Raw genomic sequence first — 17503 nt, 5'->3', positions numbered from 1 at the left:
TCCGCTCATTTTCTCTGCCCACTTCGGCAACTCGTCGCTTATGGGCAGGGTCCATCTGTCACTCTGTCGGTGTCGTCAGCGGCGCCCAGCGAGAACAGAACGAGAACAGAACGAGAACAGACAGACAGAGCGAGAACAGGTCAGGAGCTGCACCGTGGGGTCCGTTCCCTTGCAGCGGGACATCGTTCAGCGTCCCGGTATCAATGTCGGCCACGCGGATGCGCGGCCGGTCGCCCGTACGTCCCTGCCCGGCAATCTCCTCGCACCCTCCGCGGCCCGCCGGTTCGTCCGCGCAGCGCTCACCGAGTGGACCAGGCTCGGACTGCCGACGGCCGTGGGCTTCAGCGAGCGTCTCGCCGATGACGCCTCGGTCGTCGTCAGCGAACTGGTCACCAACGCGGTCGTGCACGCCGGGACCCATGTCGAGCTGCTCTGCCGGCTGGAGGAGGCCGCCGAGGACGAGGCCGCGGCCCTGGTGCTGGAGGTCTCCGACCACCACCCGGCCCGCGCCGTGCGCAGCGAACGCCCGGAGGCGGGCGGCGCGGCGGAAGAGGCGGAGGGCGAGGCCCCCGCCGGCCCCGAGGAGCCCGCGGAGTACGGTCGCGGGCTCCAGCTCGTCGGCACCCTCGCCGAGCGCTGGGGCATCACCTACCGCACCGGCCTCAAGACCGTCTGGGCCCGGCTCCCGGTCGACGACTGGAACCCGTTTCCCGAACCGTCGGCCGAGCCCGGCTTCCAGCAGGGGCTGCGCGCCGCCGAGCTGCTCGCCCCCAGCGCCCGGCGCGCCCTGCGCGACGACGCGGACTGGGCGGGCCGCGGCGCGCTCTCGTTCCTCGCCGAGGCGTCGGACCTGCTCGCCGGCCAGCTCGACGAGGACATCGTCGCGGCGCTCGCCGGGCAGTTACTGGTGCCCAGGCTCGCCGACTGGTGCGCGATCTGGCTGGAACCCGAGAACGGCGGCCCCTCGGCCGTCCCCCGGCTCGCCAGCGTCTGGCACCGGGACGAGGCCGAGACCGGGCAGCTGCGCACGGTGCTGGAGCAGGGCCCGATCCGGCTGCCCGAGCGGGTGGGTACGGGCCCCGTCTCCATGCCCTGGCCCGGTGGCGAGGAGGACGGCACGGAAGCGGAATCCGACGGGCGCACCGGGTCCGCCCTCGCCTACCGGATCACCTCGGGAGGCCGCACACTCGGCGCCGTACTCCTCGCCAGGGAGGGCACGGCACGCGTACCCGACGAAGTGACCGCCCTGATCGAGGACTTCGTACGCCGTGTCGGCCTGGCCGTCGGCGCCGCCCGCGCGTACACCCGGCAGGCCACCATCAGCCGCATCCTGCAGCGGGCACTGCTGCCCAGCAAGGTCGCCGACATACCCGGCGTCACCAGCTCGCTGGTGTACGAACCCAGCGACGACGGAGTCGTCGGCGGTGACTTCTACGACATCTTCCCGTGCCCCGGCGACCGCTGGTGCTTCGTCCTCGGCGATGTGCAGGGCAGCGGCCCCGAGGCGGCCGTCGTCACCGGTCTCGCCCGGCCCTGGCTGCGGCTGCTGGCCCGCGAGGGCTTCGGCGTAGGCGAGGTGCTGGACCGGCTCAACCGGCTGCTCCTCGACGACGCGATGGAGGCCGCCGAGGCGGCCGCGCTCATGGTGGCCGCGGCGGGCGGCCAGCAGACGGCGGACACCGGGCAGTCACGCTTCCTCTCCCTGCTGTACGGAGAACTGGTGCCGCTGCCCGGCGGCGGTGTTCGCTGCACCCTGGCCAGCGCCGGCCACCCGCTGCCGCTGCTGCTGCGGCCCGGCGGCGAGGTGCGCCCGGCCGCCGAGCCGCAGATGCTGCTCGGGATCTTCGACGACGTCGCGTACGAGAGCCAGAGCTTCGAGCTGGCGCCGGGCGACAGCCTGCTGTGCGTCACGGACGGGGTGACGGAGCGGCGCTCCGGGGCGCTGATGTTCGACGACGGGGACGGTCTGGCCATGGCGCTGGCCGACTGCACCGGTCTGTCGGCGGACGGGATCGCGGACCGGATCAAGCGGGCCGTGCACGAATTCGCCGAGCGGCCGCCGGATGACGATCTGGCGTTGCTGGTGTTGCAGGCCGGGTGAGGCGCCCTTCTGGAGGCGCCCTCCCAGGGGAGGACGGGGCGGGCGGTCTGCGTGATCATGGGCATGGCCCGGGGATCCGCGGCGGCGAGTCACAATGGGCGGTATGCCTTCCGTACTGCCCGATGGTGAACCCGTACCCGACGACGGGGCGCTGCCCCGCCATGCCCTGGAAGGCGCCGCCGACCGGCCGCTCGGCTTCTACCTGCATGTGCCCTACTGCGCGACCCGCTGCGGCTACTGCGACTTCAACACCTACACCGCCACCGAGCTGCGCGGCTCCGGCGGTGCGCTGGCCTCCAGGGACAACTACGCCGCCCATCTGATCGGCGAGGTCCGCCAGGCCCGGAAGGTCCTCGGCGATGATCCGCGTACGGTCCGTACGGTCTTCGTCGGCGGCGGTACGCCGACCCTGCTGGCCGCCGGGGATCTCGTACGGATGCTGGGGGCGATCCGCGAGGAGTTCGGGCTCGCGGACGATGCCGAGATCACCACCGAGGCCAATCCGGAGTCCGTCGGTCCGGCCTATCTGGCCGAGCTGCGGGAGGGTGGGTTCAACCGGATCTCGTTCGGGATGCAGAGCGCGCGGCAGCACGTACTGAAGATCCTGGACCGTACGCATACGCCGGGGCGGCCCGAGGCATGCGTCGCGGAGGCGAGGGCAGCGGGCTTCGAGCACGTCAATCTCGATCTGATCTACGGCACTCCCGGGGAGTCCGACGACGACTGGCGTGCCTCGCTGGACGCGGCGATCGGGGCGGGGCCGGACCATGTGTCGGCGTACGCGCTGATCGTCGAGGAGGGCACGCAGCTGGCGCGGCGGATCCGGCGCGGCGAGATCCCGATGACCGATGACGACGCCCACGCCGACCGGTATCTGATCGCGGACGAGGCGATGGCCGCTGCGGGCTTCTCCTGGTACGAGGTGTCGAACTGGGCCCGTACGCCCGAGGGCCGGTGCCTGCACAACGAGCTGTACTGGCGTGGCGCCGACTGGTGGGGCGCCGGGCCGGGGGCGCACAGCCACGTCGGCGGGGTGCGCTGGTGGAATGTGAAGCATCCGGGGGCGTACGCGCAGGCGCTGGCCGAGGGGCGGTCGCCGGGGGCCGGACGCGAGATCCTCTCCGCCGAGGACCGGCGGGTCGAGCGGATCCTGCTGGAGCTGCGGCTCGCGGACGGGTGCCCGTTGTCACTGCTGGAACCGGCGGGGCTGGCCGCCTCCCGGCGCGCTCTGGCGGACGGGCTGCTGGAGCCTGGTCCGTACGAGCAGGGGCGGGCGGTGCTTACCTTGCGGGGGCGCTTGTTGGCGGATGCGGTGGTGCGGGACCTGGTGGACTGAGGGGGCGGGGGCGCTGCCCCCGGACCCCCGCTCCTCAAACGCCAAAGGGGCTGAAAGGTCAGTCGGAAGGGCTGGATCCGGGCGCTGTCACGAAGTCGATCAGGTGTTCCATCGAACCCAGCAGCGACGGCTCCAGGTCGCGGTAGGAGTGGACCGTGGACAGGATGCGCTGCCAGGCCGCGCCCGTGTTCTCCGGCCAGGCCAGTGCGCGGCACACGCCCGTCTTCCAGTCCTGGCCGCGCGGGATCACCGGCCAGGCGGGGATGCCGACGGACGACGGCTTCACCGCCTCCCAGACGTCGATGTACGGGTGGCCCACCACCAGTACGTATCCGTCCGAGACCTGCTCGGCGATGCGGGACTCCTTGGAGCCGGGGACCAGGTGGTCGACCAGGACGCCCAGTCTGGCGTCCGGACCGGGGGAGAAGGCGCGCACGATGGCCGGGAGGTCGTCGATGCCCTCCAGGTACTCGACGACCACGCCCTCGATCCGCAGATCGTCACCCCAGACGCGCTCGACCAGCTCCGCGTCGTGGCGGCCCTCCACATAGATCCGGCCGGCCCGCGCCACCCGGGCGCGCGCCCCGGGTACCGCGACCGAGCCCGAGGCCGTGCGTGCGGGGCGCGTGGGAGCGGCCGCCGACGGGCGTACGAGCGTGACCACCCGGCCCTCCAGCAGGAATCCGCGCGGCTCCATCGGGAACACCCGGTGCTTGCCGAAGCGGTCCTCCAGGGTCACCGTCGGACCCTGGGCCGTCTTCTCGCAGCGGATCACCGCACCGCAGAAGCCGGTGGAGACCTCCTCCACGACCAGATCGGGCTCGGCGGGGACCTCGGGAACGGGGGCGGACTTCTTCCACGGCGGGGTCAGGTCCGGCTGGTAACTGCGCATCGGATGACGATAGGACGACCACACATCACGACACGCCGAAGAGGGCGGCCAGCCGGTCGCGCTGGTCCCGTACGAACGCCGCGTCCACCACCGCCCCGTGCCCCGGAACGTACACCGCGTCCTCGCCGCCCAGCGCCAGCAGCCGGTCCAGCGCGGCCGGCCAGCGGGACGGGACCGCGTCCCGGCCCGCCTGCGGTTCGCCGGACTCCTCGACCAGGTCGCCGCAGAGCACCACGGCGGGGGAGCCGGGGACGAGTACCGCCAGATCGTGGCCGCTGTGGGCGGGGCCCACATTCGCCAGCAGCACCTGACGGCCGCCGCCCAGATCGAGCGTCCACTCGCCGCGCACCTCGTGCTGCGGTGCCACCAGTGCGTCGGTGGCCTCGGTCGCCTCGTGTTCGGACACCCCGTGGCGGATCGCGGAGGCGCGCAGATCGTCGGCCCCGAGCTTCAGCAGCGCGGCCATGCCGACCGCTCCGTACACCTGGGCGCCGGAGAACGCGGCGGTGCCCAGCACATGGTCGAAGTGGGGGTGGCTGAGTGCGATATGCGTCACCCTCCGGCCGAGCAGGGCCTGTGCCTGGGTGCGTACTTCCGCGCCTTCGCGCAGTGTCGATCCGGTGTCGTGCAGCAGCACTCCATCCGCTCCGACCACCAGTGCGACCGTCGCATCCCAACCGGGAAGGCGCCGCCGGCCCACTCCGTGACCGAGTCGCTCCCAGCCGAACTCTTCCCAAGAGGCGTCCATACCGCGACGCTATCGGCAACGACCTGCGCAGTCTCGCGGTAGCGTGGCCGGTCGCTCTTGCTAGGCCCCCACTCGACCGCCGTACACTGGCCGGGGGGTTGCTGGCACTCGTACGGACAGAGTGCCAGGCGGATTCCTGGGAATGAAGCAGGAACGGCCCGAGAACCACCGAGGAACACAGCTGGAGGTGTGCGCGATGCTCAGCGAACGCAGACTCGAAGTGCTGCGCGCCATCGTCCAGGACTACGTCGGCACCGAGGAGCCCGTGGGTTCCAAGGCGCTCACCGAGCGGCACAAGCTGGGGGTCTCCCCGGCCACCGTCCGCAACGACATGGCGGTGCTGGAGGACGAGGGCTTCATCGCCCAGCCGCACACCAGCGCGGGCCGCATCCCGACGGACAAGGGCTACCGGCTCTTCGTCGACAAGCTCGCGGGCGTCAAGCCCCTCTCGTCGCCGGAGCGCCGTGCCATTCACAATTTCCTCGACGGCGCGGTCGACCTCGACGATGTCGTGGGCCGCACCGTACGGCTGCTCGCGCAGCTGACCCGGCAGGTCGCCATCGTGCAGTACCCCTCGCTGACCCGGTCGACGGTCCGGCATGTGGAACTGCTGTCGCTGGCGGCGGCCCGGCTGATGCTCGTGCTGATCACGGACACCGGCCGGGTCGAACAGCGCATGATCGACTGCCCCGCCCCGTTCGGTGAGAGTTCTCTCGCCGATCTGCGGGCCCGGCTCAACAGCCGGGTCGTGGGACGCCGTTTCGCGGACGTTCCGCAACTGGTGCAGGATCTGCCGGAATCCTTCGAGAGCGAGGACCGGGGAACCGTGTCCACCGTGCTCTCCACCCTGCTCGAAACCCTCGTCGAGGAGACGGAGGAGCGGCTGTTGATCGGCGGCACCTCCAACCTCACCCGCTTCGGGCACGACTTCCCTGTGATGATCCGGCCGGTGCTGGAGGCATTGGAGGAGCAGGTCGTGCTGCTGAAGCTGCTCGGCGAGGCCAAGGACTCGGGCATGACCGTACGTATCGGGCACGAGAACGCCTACGAGGGGCTCAACTCCACGTCCGTCGTCGCGGTCGGCTACGGTTCGGGCGACGAGGCAGTCGCCAAACTCGGCGTGGTCGGACCGACCCGCATGGACTACCCCGGAACGATGGGAGCGGTACGCGCAGTGGCACGTTACGTCGGACAGATCCTGGCGGAGTCGTAAGTGGCCACGGACTACTACGCCGTACTCGGCGTGCGCCGCGACGCATCTCAGGACGAGATCAAGAAGGCCTTCCGGAGGCTCGCCCGCGAGCTGCATCCGGATGTGAACCCCGATCCGAAGACCCAGGAGCGGTTCAAGGAGATCAACGCCGCCTACGAGGTGCTGTCGGACCCGCAGAAGAAGCAGGTCTACGACCTCGGCGGCGACCCGCTGTCCGCCTCCGGCGGCGGTGGCGCGGGCGGATTCGGACAGGGCGGCTTCGGCAACTTCTCCGACATCATGGACGCGTTCTTCGGTACGTCGTCGCAGCGCGGACCCCGTTCGCGCACCCGGCGCGGCCAGGACGCGATGATCCGTCTGGAGATCGATCTCTCCGAGGCCGCGTTCGGCACCACCAAGGACATCCAGGTCGACACGGCCGTCGTCTGTGCGACCTGCAACGGCGAGGGCGCCGCACCCGGCACCTCCGCCCAGACCTGTGACATGTGCCGCGGCCGCGGCGAGGTCTCCCAGGTCACCCGGTCCTTCCTCGGCCAGGTCATGACCTCGCGGCCCTGCCCGCAGTGCCAGGGCTTCGGTACGGTCGTGCCGACCCCGTGTCCGGAGTGCGCCGGTGACGGCCGCATCCGGTCGCGGCGCACGCTCACCGTGAAGATCCCCGCCGGTGTCGACAACGGCACCCGCATCCAGCTCGCGGGCGAGGGCGAGGTCGGCCCCGGCGGCGGCCCGGCCGGCGATCTGTACGTGGAGATCCACGAGCTGTCGCACGCGGTGTTCCAGCGCCGGGGCGACGACCTGCACTGCACGGTCACCATCCCCATGACGGCGGGCGCGCTCGGCACGAAGGTGCCGCTGGAGACGCTCGACGGCCTGGAGGAGGTCGACATCCGGCCCGGCACCCAGTCCGGCCAGTCCGTCCCGCTGCACGGACGCGGCATCACGCATCTGCGGGGCGGCGGGCGCGGCGACCTGATCGTGCACGTCGAGGTGATGACCCCGACGAAGCTGGACCCGGAGCAGGAGCGACTGCTGCGGGAGCTGTCGAAGATGCGTGGCGAGGAGCGGCCCACCGGGCAGTTCCAGCCCGGGCAGCAGGGGCTGTTCTCCCGTCTGAAGGACGCCTTCAACGGCCGCTGACGGCCCCGGCACCCTGCTCACTTCCGCCGGACGGGCTCGCCTGCCGAGCCCGTCCGGGGTGTGAGGGCGGACCGGCCCGCCCGGTGTTTGCGGGCAAAGCGGACCGCCCGGTGTTTGCGGGCAAAGCGGACCGCAGGCCGCGCACGCCATGGCGCACGGGACGTGGCACGATGCGGTCATGTCATCCGTGTTGACCGATCTCTGCCGGTATCCGATCGTGCAGGCCCCGATGGCCGGTGGAACATCCTGTCCGCAGCTCGTCTCGGCCGTCGCCGAAGCGGGCGGGCTGGGCTTTCTCGCCGCCGGGTACAAGACGGCGGACGGCATGTACAACGAGATCAAACAGCTGCGCGGGCTGACCGGTCAGCCCTTCGGCGTAAATCTCTTCATGCCGCAACCGGGTCTCGCCGACCCGAGCGCCGTCGAGGTGTACCGGCATCAGCTCGCCGGTGAGGCGGCCTGGTACGAGACCCCGCTCGACGACCCGGACTCCAGCGGCGGCGACGACGGCTACGAGGCCAAGCTCGCCATCCTCCTGGACGACCCGGTCCCAGCCGTCTCGTTCACCTTCGGCTGCCCGACCCGCGAGACTCTCGACGCGTTCGCCGGCGTCGGCACGTACACCGTCGTGACGGTCACCACGCCCGAGGAGGCCCAGGCCGCCCAGTGGGCGGGTGCCGACGCGGTCTGTGTCCAGGGCATAGAGGCGGGCGGCCACCAGTCCACCCACCGCGACGACCCGCAGACCGACGGCACCGGGATCGGGCTGCTCTCCCTGGTGTCCCAGGTCCGCGAGACCGTGCAGGTGCCGCTCATCGCCGCGGGCGGGCTGATGCGCGGATCCCAGATCGCCGCGGTGCTCGCCGCGGGCGCGGAGGCGGCGCAGCTCGGCACGGCATTCCTAGTCTGTCCCGAGTCCGGGGCGCATCTGCTGCACAAGCAGGCGCTGACCAATCCGCTGTTCGTACGGACCGCCCTGACCCGGGCGTTCTCCGGCCGCCCGGCCCGCGGTCTGGTCAACCGCTTCATGCGTGAGCACGGCCCGTACGCCCCCGCCGCGTACCCGCAGGTCCACTATCTGACCGCCGGGCTGCGCCGGGCGGCGGCCAGGGCCGGGGACGCGCAGGGCATGGCACTGTGGGCGGGGCAGGGGCACCGGATGGCACGCGAGCTGCCCGCCGGCCGGCTGATCGAGCTGCTCGCCGAAGAACTGGACGCCGCGCGCGCGGCAGTGAGCACAGGGAGTACGCAGTGACCGCACCGGTCTTCGTCGTCGAACAGGTCCCCGAGGGGCCCGAGTTCGTCCTGGAAGGACCCGAGGGACGGCACGCCGTATCGGTGAAGCGGCTGCACGCCGGTGAGGACGTCGTGCTGACGGACGGCCTCGGCCGCTGGACGGAAGGCGTCGTCAGGGCCGCCGAGGGCAAGGACCGGCTCGTCGTCACCGATCTGACGGCGGTCCAGGAGGAGCCGTGGCCCACGCCCCGTGTCACCGTCGTCCAGGCCCTGCCCAAGGGCGACCGCGGCGAGGTCGCCGTCGAGACTATGACGGAGACCGGTGTCGACGCGATCGTGCCTTGGCAGGCGGCGCGCTGCATCACGCAGTGGAAGGGCGACCGCGGCCTCAAGTCCCTCGCGAAATGGCGCAACACCGCCCGGGAGGCGGGCAAGCAGTCGCGCCGGGTGCGCTTCCCCGAGGTGGCGGACGCGCTGACGACCAAGCAGGTTGCCGCGCTTCTGGCCGCGGCGGACTTCGCCGCCGTCCTGCACGAGGACCGGGGCCACGACAGTGAGCCGCTGGCCACCGTCCAACTCCCCACCCAGGGCGAGATCGTGCTGGTCGTCGGCCCCGAGGGCGGGGTGTCGCCGGACGAACTGGCGGCCTTCGCCGCGGCGGGCGCCCGGACCTGCCGGCTCGGAACGTCCGTCCTGCGCACCTCGACGGCCGGCACGGCGGCGACGGCACTGCTGCTGGGGCGCACCGGCCGCTGGTCGTAAGCCGCTTCGGTGGGGGCGCACCGGCCGGCCGGGTGCAAGCCCCCACCGGCGCGCCGGAGCCGCCCCTTTGTGGCCGCAAGCCGTCTACCCTCCCGGGGGGTAACGGTGGGAAGCTGCCCTTATGGGGACATCAAGGGCATGGAGTCAGGGAAGGACCCGTCGCTTTCTGGCCGCGTCCGCACTCGCGGTCGCGGCGGTCGCGGGTGTCGTGGCCTGTGAGCCGACGGGCAGTCTGAACTCCGCATCCATCGCCGTGACCACCGACCTGGCCGGCACCAGCGACCTGGAACGCAACGGGGTCGATGTGCGGTGGCTGAACTGCACGGCCGACGTCGACGGGGACCGGGTCCGGGGTGCCTCGCCCACCGCCTCCCCGCGCCGGATCGCGGACGTCGCCTGCACCGGAAAGACCGGGAACGGCAAGGACATCACGCTCAACGGCAAGGTGACTCAGGCGCTCGACGGGCGGTGCGTGCGCGGGGACCTGACCGCCAGGACCGGCGGGAAGGACGTGTTCCGGGCCGATGTGCTCGGCGACTGCGACGCCGCCCCGTCGACCACCGCGGCCGATCCGCCCCTGGACGGCGCCGGCGGCGCCCGTCCGGCGGTCACCGTGACGGTCACGGTGACCGAATCGCCCCGGGACAAATGAGTGCGTCCGGCACGCAACCACCCGGCGTACTCCGGCCAACCCAGTTACGCAGAGCACTTCCGCGGCCTAGGGTGATCGATGTGACACAGCCTGCCTACCTCCGATACCCCCATGTCCAAGGCGATTTGATCGCCTTCACCGCCGAGGACGATGTCTGGCTGGCGCCGCTGGACGGCGGCCGGGCCTGGCGCGTCAGCGCCGACAACCGACCTGTCACCAATCCGCGGATATCTCCCGACGGAACCTGGGTGGCCTGGACGTCCACCCGGGACGGAATGCCCGAAGTGCACGTCGCACCGGTCGACGGCGGCCCCTCCAGGCGGCTCACCTACTGGGGCGACGCACGGACCTCCGTACGCGGCTGGACGCCCGAGGGCGACGTACTGGTCATCAGCACCCAGGGGCAGGCATCGCTGCGGCGCAGCTGGGCCAGGGCCGTCCCGGTCGACGGCGGTCCCGCGCGGACCCTGCCGTACGGGCCGGTCGGCTCCCTCGCGTACGGACCCGGCGGACGGGTCCTGCTGCTCTCGGCCACCATGGGGCGCGAGGCCGCCGCCTGGAAGCGCTACCGGGGCGGCACCGCGGGCAAGCTGTGGATCGCGGAAGAGGGCGCGACCGACGGCCCGGCGGAGTTCGTACGGCTGCACGAGGACCTCGACGGGAACATCGAGGCGCCGATGTGGGTGGGCGACCGAGTGGCCTTCCTCTCCGACCACGAAGGCGTCGGCGCGCTCTACTCCTCGCTGCCCGACGGCTCGGACCTGCGCCGCCACACCGGCGTCGAAGGGTTCTACGCCCGCCACGCGACCACCGACGGCACCCGCGTCGGCTACGCCTCGGCCGGTGAGCTCTGGCTGCTGGAGGACCTCGAAGGCGCCGAGCCGCGCCGCGTCGCCATCCGGCTCGGCGGCCAGCGCGCAGACCTCCAGCCGCACTCCGTGCACGCCGGCAGTCACCTCGACTCCGCGTCCCCGGACCGCACGGGCCGCGGCAGCGCCGTCGGGACGCGCGGCGCCGTCCACTGGGTCACCCACCGCGAGGGCCCGGCCCGCGCACTCGCCGTCGAACCCGGCGTACGGGCCAGGATGCCCCGCACCTTCCAGGCCGACGGCGACCAGCACGTCGTCTGGGTCACCGACGCCGAGGGCGACGACGCCCTGGAGTGCGCACCCGCCACCGGCACCGCACCGGGCGCCGTGCCGCGCCGCCTCGCCGCGGGCCGTATCGGCAGGGTCCTCGACCTGGAAGCGGCCCCGGACGGCAGCCGGTTCGCCGTCGCCGCGCACGACGGGCGGGTCCTGATCGTCGAGCGGGAGAGCGGCGAGGTCCACGAGGTGGACCGCAGCGAGCACGGCGACGCCTCCGGCCTCGTCTTCTCGCCCGACTCCTCCTGGCTCGCCTGGTCGCACCCCGGCCCCGAGCCGCTCAGGCAGCTCAAGCTCGCGCACCTCGCCGATCTCTCCGTCGCCGAGGCCACCCCGCTGCGCTTCCGGGACTTCGCCCCCGCGTTCACCACCGACGGCAAGCACCTCGCGTTCCTCTCCGAGCGGGCCTTCGACCCGGTCTACGACGCCCATGTCTTCGACCTCGCGTTCATCGGCGCCTGCCGCCCGCATCTGCTGACGCTCGCGGCCACCACACCCTCCCCGTTCGGACCGCAGCTCCACGGCCGCCCGACCGAGAAGGAGAAGGGCGCCGGCGATGGCGAGGACAACCCGACCGCACTGCCCGTCACCCGGATCGACCTCGACGGACTCGCCGACCGGATCGTGCCGATGCCGGTCGAGGCCGCCAGCTACTCCTCGCTGCGCGCCGCGAAGGACGGGCTGCTGTGGCTGAACCACCCGGTGACCGGGGTGCTCGGCACGAGCGGCGCCACGCCCGACGCGCGGCGGCCCGAGACCGTCCTCGAACGGTACGACCTGGAAAAGCTGCGCTGCGAGGAACTCGCCTCGGACGTCGGTGGCTTCGCGGTCAGCGGCGACGGCAAGCGGATCGTCCTGCACACCCGGGGCAAGCTGCGTGTCGCACCGTCCGACAGCCGTGTCCCGGCCGGTGACGACGACCACGACGGCGGCAGCGACGGCAACGTCACCGTCGACCTCTCCCGGATCCGCCGGACCCTTGACCCGGCCGCCGAGTGGCGCCAGATGTACGACGAGGCCGGGCGCATCATGCGGGACAACTTCTGGCGCCCCGACATGAGCGGCATCGACTGGGACGGGGTCCTGGACCGCTACCGCCCGGTGCTGGAGCGCGTCGCCACCCATGACGACCTGATGGACCTGCTGTGGGAGGTGCAGGGGGAGCTCGGCACCTCGCACGCCTATGTGACGCCGCCCGGCGGCTGGCGCGACGACTCGGCCCGGCAGGGGCTGCTCGGCGCGGACATCTCCCGTACGGACGAGGGAAGTTGGCGCATCGACCGCATCCTGCCCTCGGAGACCTCCGACCCGGAGGCCCGCTCGCCGCTGGCCGCACCCGGGGTCGCGGTGCGCGTCGGGGACGCGATCCTCGCCGTCGACGGGAGCCCGGTCGACCCGGTGGCCGGGCCCGGCCCGCTGCTCACCGGCTCGGCCGGCAAACCGGTCGAGCTGACGGTCTCCCCGGTGGACGGCGGCGACTCGCGCCATGTCGTCGTCGTACCGGTCGCCGACGAGGAGGCGCTGCGCTACCACGCATGGGTCGCCGACCGGCGGGCCTACGTCCACGAGCACTCCGGCGGACGCCTCGGCTATCTCCATGTCCCCGACATGGTCGGCTCGGGCTGGGCGCAGCTCCACCGCGATCTGCGGATCGAAGTGGCCCGCGAGGGCCTGGTCGTGGACGTCCGGGAGAACCGGGGCGGCCACACCTCGCAGCTGATCGTGGAGAAGCTCGCCCGGCGCATCGTCGGCTGGGACCTGCCGCGCGGCATGCAGCCGTACAGCTACCCGGATGACGCGCCGCGCGGCCCGGTGGTGGCCGTCGCCAACGAGTTCTCCGGCTCGGACGGCGACATCGTGAACGCCGCGATCAAGGCGCTGCGCATCGGTCCCGTGGTCGGTACGCGCACCTGGGGCGGGGTGGTCGGCATCGACAGCCGGTACAAGCTCGTCGACGGTACGTCGGTCACCCAGCCCAAGTACGCGTTCTGGCTGGAGGGATACGGCTGGGGCGTGGAGAACCACGGGGTCGATCCCGATGTCGAGGTCGTGATGGCGCCGCAGGACCATGTGGCGGGGCGGGATCCGCAGCTGGACGAGGCGATCCGGATCGCGCTAGCGGCGCTGGCGGAGACCCCGGCCAAGCGGGCGCCGGAGCGGCCGGGGGCGTAGGAGGCGGGTGCCGGGGGTTCGGGGGCTCTGCTGCCCCGGACCCCCGCTTCTCAGTCGCCGGAGGGGCTCGATCGTGCCGGGCGCGGAGCCCCGCACAGGCGCCCCGATAGCATGCCGTACAACGATCACCACCGACCGAGGAGCCAGCCCATGGCGGGAGAACCGCAGCCCGACTGCCTGTTCTGCAAGATCGTCTCGGGTGAGATCCCGGCGACCATCGTCCGGGAGACCGAAACCACCGTCGCCTTCCGGGACATAAACCCCCAGGCCCCCACCCATGTGCTCGTGATCCCCCGCGTCCACCACCCCGACGCCGCCTCCCTCGCCGCCGCCGAGCCGGGGATCGCCGCCGACATACTGCGCGAGGCCGGGCACGTCGCCGCCGAGGAGAAGATCGTGGACAGCGGCTACCGGGTCGTCTTCAACACCGGCTCCGGCGCCGGCCAGACCGTCTTCCACGCGCACGCCCATGTCCTGGGCGGCCGCGGACTGCAGTGGCCCCCCGGCTAGAAACAGGCGATCGCACACCGTGTCCGTACGTGAACTCGTGGTCCTCGGCACCGCCAGCCAGGTCCCGACCAGGCACCGCAATCACAACGGCTATCTGCTCCGCTGGGACGGCGATGGCATCCTCTTCGACCCGGGCGAGGGCACCCAGCGCCAGATGCTGCGGGCCGGTGTCGCCGCGCACGACATCGACCGGATCTGCGTCACGCACTTCCATGGCGACCACTCGCTGGGCCTGGCCGGGGTGATCCAGCGGATCAACCTCGACCAGGTCCCGCACCCGGTCACCGCGCACTACCCGGCGAGCGGACAGCACTTCTTCGAGCGGCTGCGGTACGCGACCGCCTACCGCGAGTCCGTCGAGCTGACCGAGGCCCCGGTCGCCGCCGACGGGGTCCTCGCCACCACGGACGCGTACACGCTCAGCAGCCACCGGCTCTCGCACCCCGTCGAGTCGTACGGCTACCGGCTCGTCGAGCCCGACGGGCGCCGCATGCTGCCCGCGAAGCTGGCCGAGCACGGCATCAAGGGGCCGGACGTCGGCCGGATCCAGCGCGAGGGCGCCCTCGGCGGCGTCACGCTCGACGACGTCTCCGAGCGCAGGCGCGGCCAGCGGTTCGCGTTCATCATGGACACAAGGCTCTGCGACGGCGTGCACGTGCTCGCCGAGGGTTGCGACCTGCTGGTCATCGAGTCGACCTTCCTCGACGAGGACGAACGACTCGCCGCCGACCACGGCCATCTGACCGCCGGCCAGGCGGCCCGGGTGGCCCGGGACGCGGGCGTACGGCATCTCGTGCTGACGCACTTCTCGCAGCGGTACGACGACCCGGCCGTCTTCGAGAGCCAGGCCCGCGCCGCGGGGTTCGAGGGCGAACTGACCGTCGCCCGCGACCTCGGCCGCGTGCCCGTGCCCACCCGGCACCTCTGAAACAGATCAGCACCACACATCAGCACCACCACTTGTGAGCGTGAAAGACCCGTGCACCTCCCCAAAGCCGAACTCCACCTCCACATCGAAGGAACCCTCGAACCCGAGCTGGCCTTCGCGCTCGCCGCACGCAACGGCGTGGAGCTGCCGTACGCGAACACCGAAGAGTTGCGTACCGCCTACCTCTTCGACGATCTGCAGAGCTTCCTCGATCTGTACTACGCCCTGATGGCGGTGCTCCGGACCGAGGAGGACTTCGAGGAACTGGCCGACGCGTACCTCACCCGCGCCGCCGCGCAGGGCGTACGGCACGCGGAGATCTTCTTCGACCCGCAGGCGCACACCGCCCGCGGCGTCCCGATCGGCACCGTCGTCGAGGGGCTCGGCCGGGCGCTGGACCGCAGCGAGGAGAAGCACGGCATCTCCACCCAGCTGATCATGTGCTTCCTGCGCGACCGGTCGGCCGAGTCGGCGCTTTCGACCCTGGAGGCCGCGAAGCCGTATCTGCACCGGATCAGCGCGGTCGGCCTCGACTCGGCGGAGGTCGGGCATCCGCCCGTCAAGTTCCGTGAGGTGTACGAGGCGGCCGGGGCGCTCGGGCTGCGCAAGGTCGCCCACGCGGGCGAGGAGGGCCCTGCCGAGTACATCCGGGAGGCGCTCGACGTGCTCGGGGCCGAGCGCATCGACCACGGGCTGCGCTGCATGGAGGACCCGGACCTGGTGAAGCGGCTCGTCGCCGACCGGGTGCCGCTCACGCTCTGCCCGCTGTCCAACGTACGGCTGCGCGCCATCGACACCCTGGAGCAGCACCCGCTGCGGGACATGATGGCCGCCGGGCTGCTCTGCACGGTGAACTCCGACGACCCCGCCTACTTCGGCGGATACGTCGGGGACACCTTCCACGCCGTCCACGAGGCGCTCGGCCTGGACCGCGAGCAGCTTCGGACACTGGCCCGCAACTCCTTCGAGGCGGCCTTCCTCGACCACGAAGAGGAGCGCAGGGCGCGCTATCTGGCCGAGGTCGAGGCGTACGCGTTCGACTGACCGGCACCGCCCGGCGGGCCGGCCGTCCGGAACGCGTTCCGGACCGGGCGCCTGCGGCGCAGCGCGGGCGGTCTGATCTCCGTGACGGCCTGCTCGGGCGCGCCGACCTCGGGCACGGCGCCGGGCACCGCTGCGGTGGTCACGGCGAGCAGCGCGGCCGGTGCGCCACCTCTGCGGCGCACCGAGCCCGGCACCAGCGGACGGCCACCGGTGTGCAGGGCGACGGCCGTGACGGGGGCCGCGACCAGCAGCGTGACGGCGCCCAGGACCAGGCCCATGACCGGGTAACCGGCCTGCTCGGACAGCACACTGCCGAGGACCGGTCCGCAGGCCACCCCGACGGAGGAGGCGGAGCCCGCGAGGACCGCCCAGCGGCCGCGTACGTCCAGGGAGGCGGCCAGGCCGATCAGATACGACAGGACCACCGGGTAGACGGTGTTCCACAGGATCTCGCCGGTCGCGAACGTACCGAGATTCCCGGCCGACGAGCTGAGCACGATGCTCACCGCGATGATCACGGTGCCCAGGCCGATCGGCACCGCCCGGCCGAGCCGTGCGCCCAGCACCCCGGCACCCGTCACCCCGAGCAGGCCCGCACCGAGCGCGACGGCGAACACCGCGCCGACGGTGACCTCGGAGAGACCGGCCTGGACCACACCGATCCGGCCGCTGACGCCCCACAGCGCGTTCTGCGCCATGGACCAGACGAGCATGCCGCCCGCCAGCACCAGTCCGGAACGGCGGTGCGGCAGCCGGCCCGCGACGGAGGACGCGAGGCTGCCCGGCACGGAGCCGCCGAGCCGCGCGGTGGCGGGCCAGACGAGCAGCGCGACCAGGGCGATCGAGGCGAACGGCAGCCGGTGGCCGCCGCCGAGGTGCGGGATCGTCAGATAGAGGGCGCCCGCCGTCGCGGAGACGCTGAGCAGCCCGAGCGAGGAGGTCCGGTGCGGATCGCGCTGGGCGGCGATGCCCGCCGCGGCCACCGCGGTCGCCGTACCGGAGCCGAAGCCGCCGGTCATCGCGCCCAGGACCACCAGCGGCACGGAGCCCGCCAGTGCGGCGCAGCCGTACCCCGCCACGATCAGCACCAGTCCGATCCGGGCCGGCCTTCGCGGCCCGTACGTCTCGATCCGGCCCGCCAGCGTGAACCCGGCGCTCGCCGAGCACAGCAGGAGGGCGCTGCCCACGAGACCGGCCTGGGCCGTACTGAGGCCCAGATGGACGGAGAGCCGCCCGACGACGGTGGGGAGCAGATAGGCGGCGAGGTAACCGGCGGTGAACACGGCGACCAGGGGCCACGCGGCGCGAGGGCGCGAGGACATGGGCGTTCCTGAAGACATGCCGAAGGAGGCGAAGAAGGCAGGGGAGGGCAAGGCAGGGGGAGGGTGATGCGGGAGACGGGGCACGCGTCGGCAACTGATGCCCACGGGCTCGCCGGGCCAATTTGTATCAACTGCTTCCAGTTGGCCGAAACCCGCCCCCATGTGATCTGGGACACGTATATGTTTGCTCTCTGGCCGTGCGGGTAGTAGCGGGCGTTCGCGCAGGTCAGGGTCTGCATGTGCAGGGTCGCCGCTGGCCCTTTGGGAGTGACGGCGCCGACCCTCCGGTTACGGGGGCGAATCGG

General features: G+C 72.1%; 14 protein-coding genes. 11 read left to right on the top strand and 3 right to left on the bottom strand.

The annotated features are described in order from the left end of the window. The first annotated feature begins 169 nt into the window (after positions 1 to 169). A complete protein-coding gene (locus OG507_RS13080; RefSeq protein WP_327371957.1) occupies positions 170 to 2101 on the top strand; it encodes a SpoIIE family protein phosphatase in 1932 nt (643 codons plus the stop codon). A gap of 94 nt (positions 2102 to 2195) precedes the next feature. Continuing rightward, positions 2196 to 3437 carry a radical SAM family heme chaperone HemW gene (gene hemW, locus OG507_RS13075; RefSeq protein WP_327367367.1) on the top strand — a complete coding sequence of 414 codons (1242 nt, stop codon included), beginning with the start codon at positions 2196 to 2198 and terminating at the stop codon, positions 3435 to 3437. 58 nt (positions 3438 to 3495) lie between these two features. Here the strand turns inward: hemW and OG507_RS13070 are convergent, their stop codons facing one another. Next, complete coding sequence (locus OG507_RS13070) at positions 3496 to 4329, bottom strand: DUF3097 domain-containing protein (protein ID WP_327367366.1); 834 nt, start codon at positions 4327 to 4329, stop codon at positions 3496 to 3498. Between the two features lie 25 nt (positions 4330 to 4354). Next, complete coding sequence (locus tag OG507_RS13065) at positions 4355 to 5077, bottom strand: MBL fold metallo-hydrolase (RefSeq protein ID WP_327367365.1); 723 nt, start codon at positions 5075 to 5077, stop codon at positions 4355 to 4357. A 196-nt stretch (positions 5078 to 5273) separates the two neighbouring features. On the opposite strand from OG507_RS13065, the gene hrcA reads away from it, so the two are divergent. The 9 genes from hrcA to OG507_RS13020 all read left to right on the top strand — a co-directional run bounded on the left by hrcA (position 5274) and on the right by OG507_RS13020 (position 15876). Then, positions 5274 to 6290, top strand: a complete 1017-nt coding sequence (gene hrcA, locus OG507_RS13060) for a heat-inducible transcriptional repressor HrcA (RefSeq protein WP_327371956.1) — start codon at positions 5274 to 5276, stop codon at positions 6288 to 6290. Beyond that, entirely contained in the window at positions 6291 to 7427 is a 1137-nt protein-coding gene (dnaJ, locus tag OG507_RS13055) for a molecular chaperone DnaJ (RefSeq protein WP_327367364.1), read from the top strand. Positions 7428 to 7605: 178 nt separating this feature from the next. Further along, positions 7606 to 8682: a nitronate monooxygenase gene (locus tag OG507_RS13050; RefSeq protein ID WP_327367363.1), complete on the top strand. Its 1077-nt coding sequence runs from the start codon at positions 7606 to 7608 to the stop codon at positions 8680 to 8682. Continuing rightward, a complete protein-coding gene (locus tag OG507_RS13045; protein WP_327367362.1) occupies positions 8679 to 9425 on the top strand; it encodes a 16S rRNA (uracil(1498)-N(3))-methyltransferase in 747 nt (248 codons plus the stop codon). The genes OG507_RS13050 and OG507_RS13045 overlap by 4 nt, the downstream gene beginning before the upstream one ends. 121 nt (positions 9426 to 9546) lie before the next feature. Continuing rightward, the gene (locus OG507_RS13040) at positions 9547 to 10077 is read left to right on the top strand and encodes a hypothetical protein (protein ID WP_327367361.1); all 531 of its coding nucleotides are present in this window, start codon (positions 9547 to 9549) and stop codon (positions 10075 to 10077) included. An 80-nt stretch (positions 10078 to 10157) separates the two neighbouring features. Beyond that, a complete protein-coding gene (locus OG507_RS13035) occupies positions 10158 to 13394 on the top strand; it encodes a S41 family peptidase (RefSeq protein ID WP_327367360.1) in 3237 nt (1078 codons plus the stop codon). Positions 13395 to 13544: 150 nt separating this feature from the next. Further along, the gene (locus tag OG507_RS13030; protein WP_327367359.1) at positions 13545 to 13904 is read left to right on the top strand and encodes a histidine triad nucleotide-binding protein; all 360 of its coding nucleotides are present in this window, start codon (positions 13545 to 13547) and stop codon (positions 13902 to 13904) included. 19 nt (positions 13905 to 13923) lie between these two features. Continuing rightward, positions 13924 to 14832 (top strand): ribonuclease Z, encoded by a 909-nt coding sequence (locus OG507_RS13025; RefSeq protein WP_327367358.1) that lies wholly within the window; start codon positions 13924 to 13926, stop codon positions 14830 to 14832. A 51-nt stretch (positions 14833 to 14883) separates the two neighbouring features. Then, on the top strand, positions 14884 to 15876 hold the full coding sequence (locus OG507_RS13020; RefSeq protein ID WP_327367357.1) for an adenosine deaminase: 993 nt from the start codon (positions 14884 to 14886) through the stop codon (positions 15874 to 15876). Here OG507_RS13020 and OG507_RS13015 read toward each other — a convergent pair. Then, positions 15840 to 17198: an MFS transporter gene (locus OG507_RS13015; protein WP_327367356.1), complete on the bottom strand. Its 1359-nt coding sequence runs from the start codon at positions 17196 to 17198 to the stop codon at positions 15840 to 15842. The genes OG507_RS13020 and OG507_RS13015 overlap by 37 nt on opposite strands. Positions 17199 to 17503 lie beyond the last annotated feature (305 nt).

The organism is Streptomyces sp. NBC_01217 (assembly GCF_035994185.1).
GTDB lineage: Bacteria > Actinomycetota > Actinomycetes > Streptomycetales > Streptomycetaceae > Streptomyces.
Note: the sequence above shows the minus strand (reverse complement) of the source record. Positions and strands in the feature narration are given on the sequence as shown.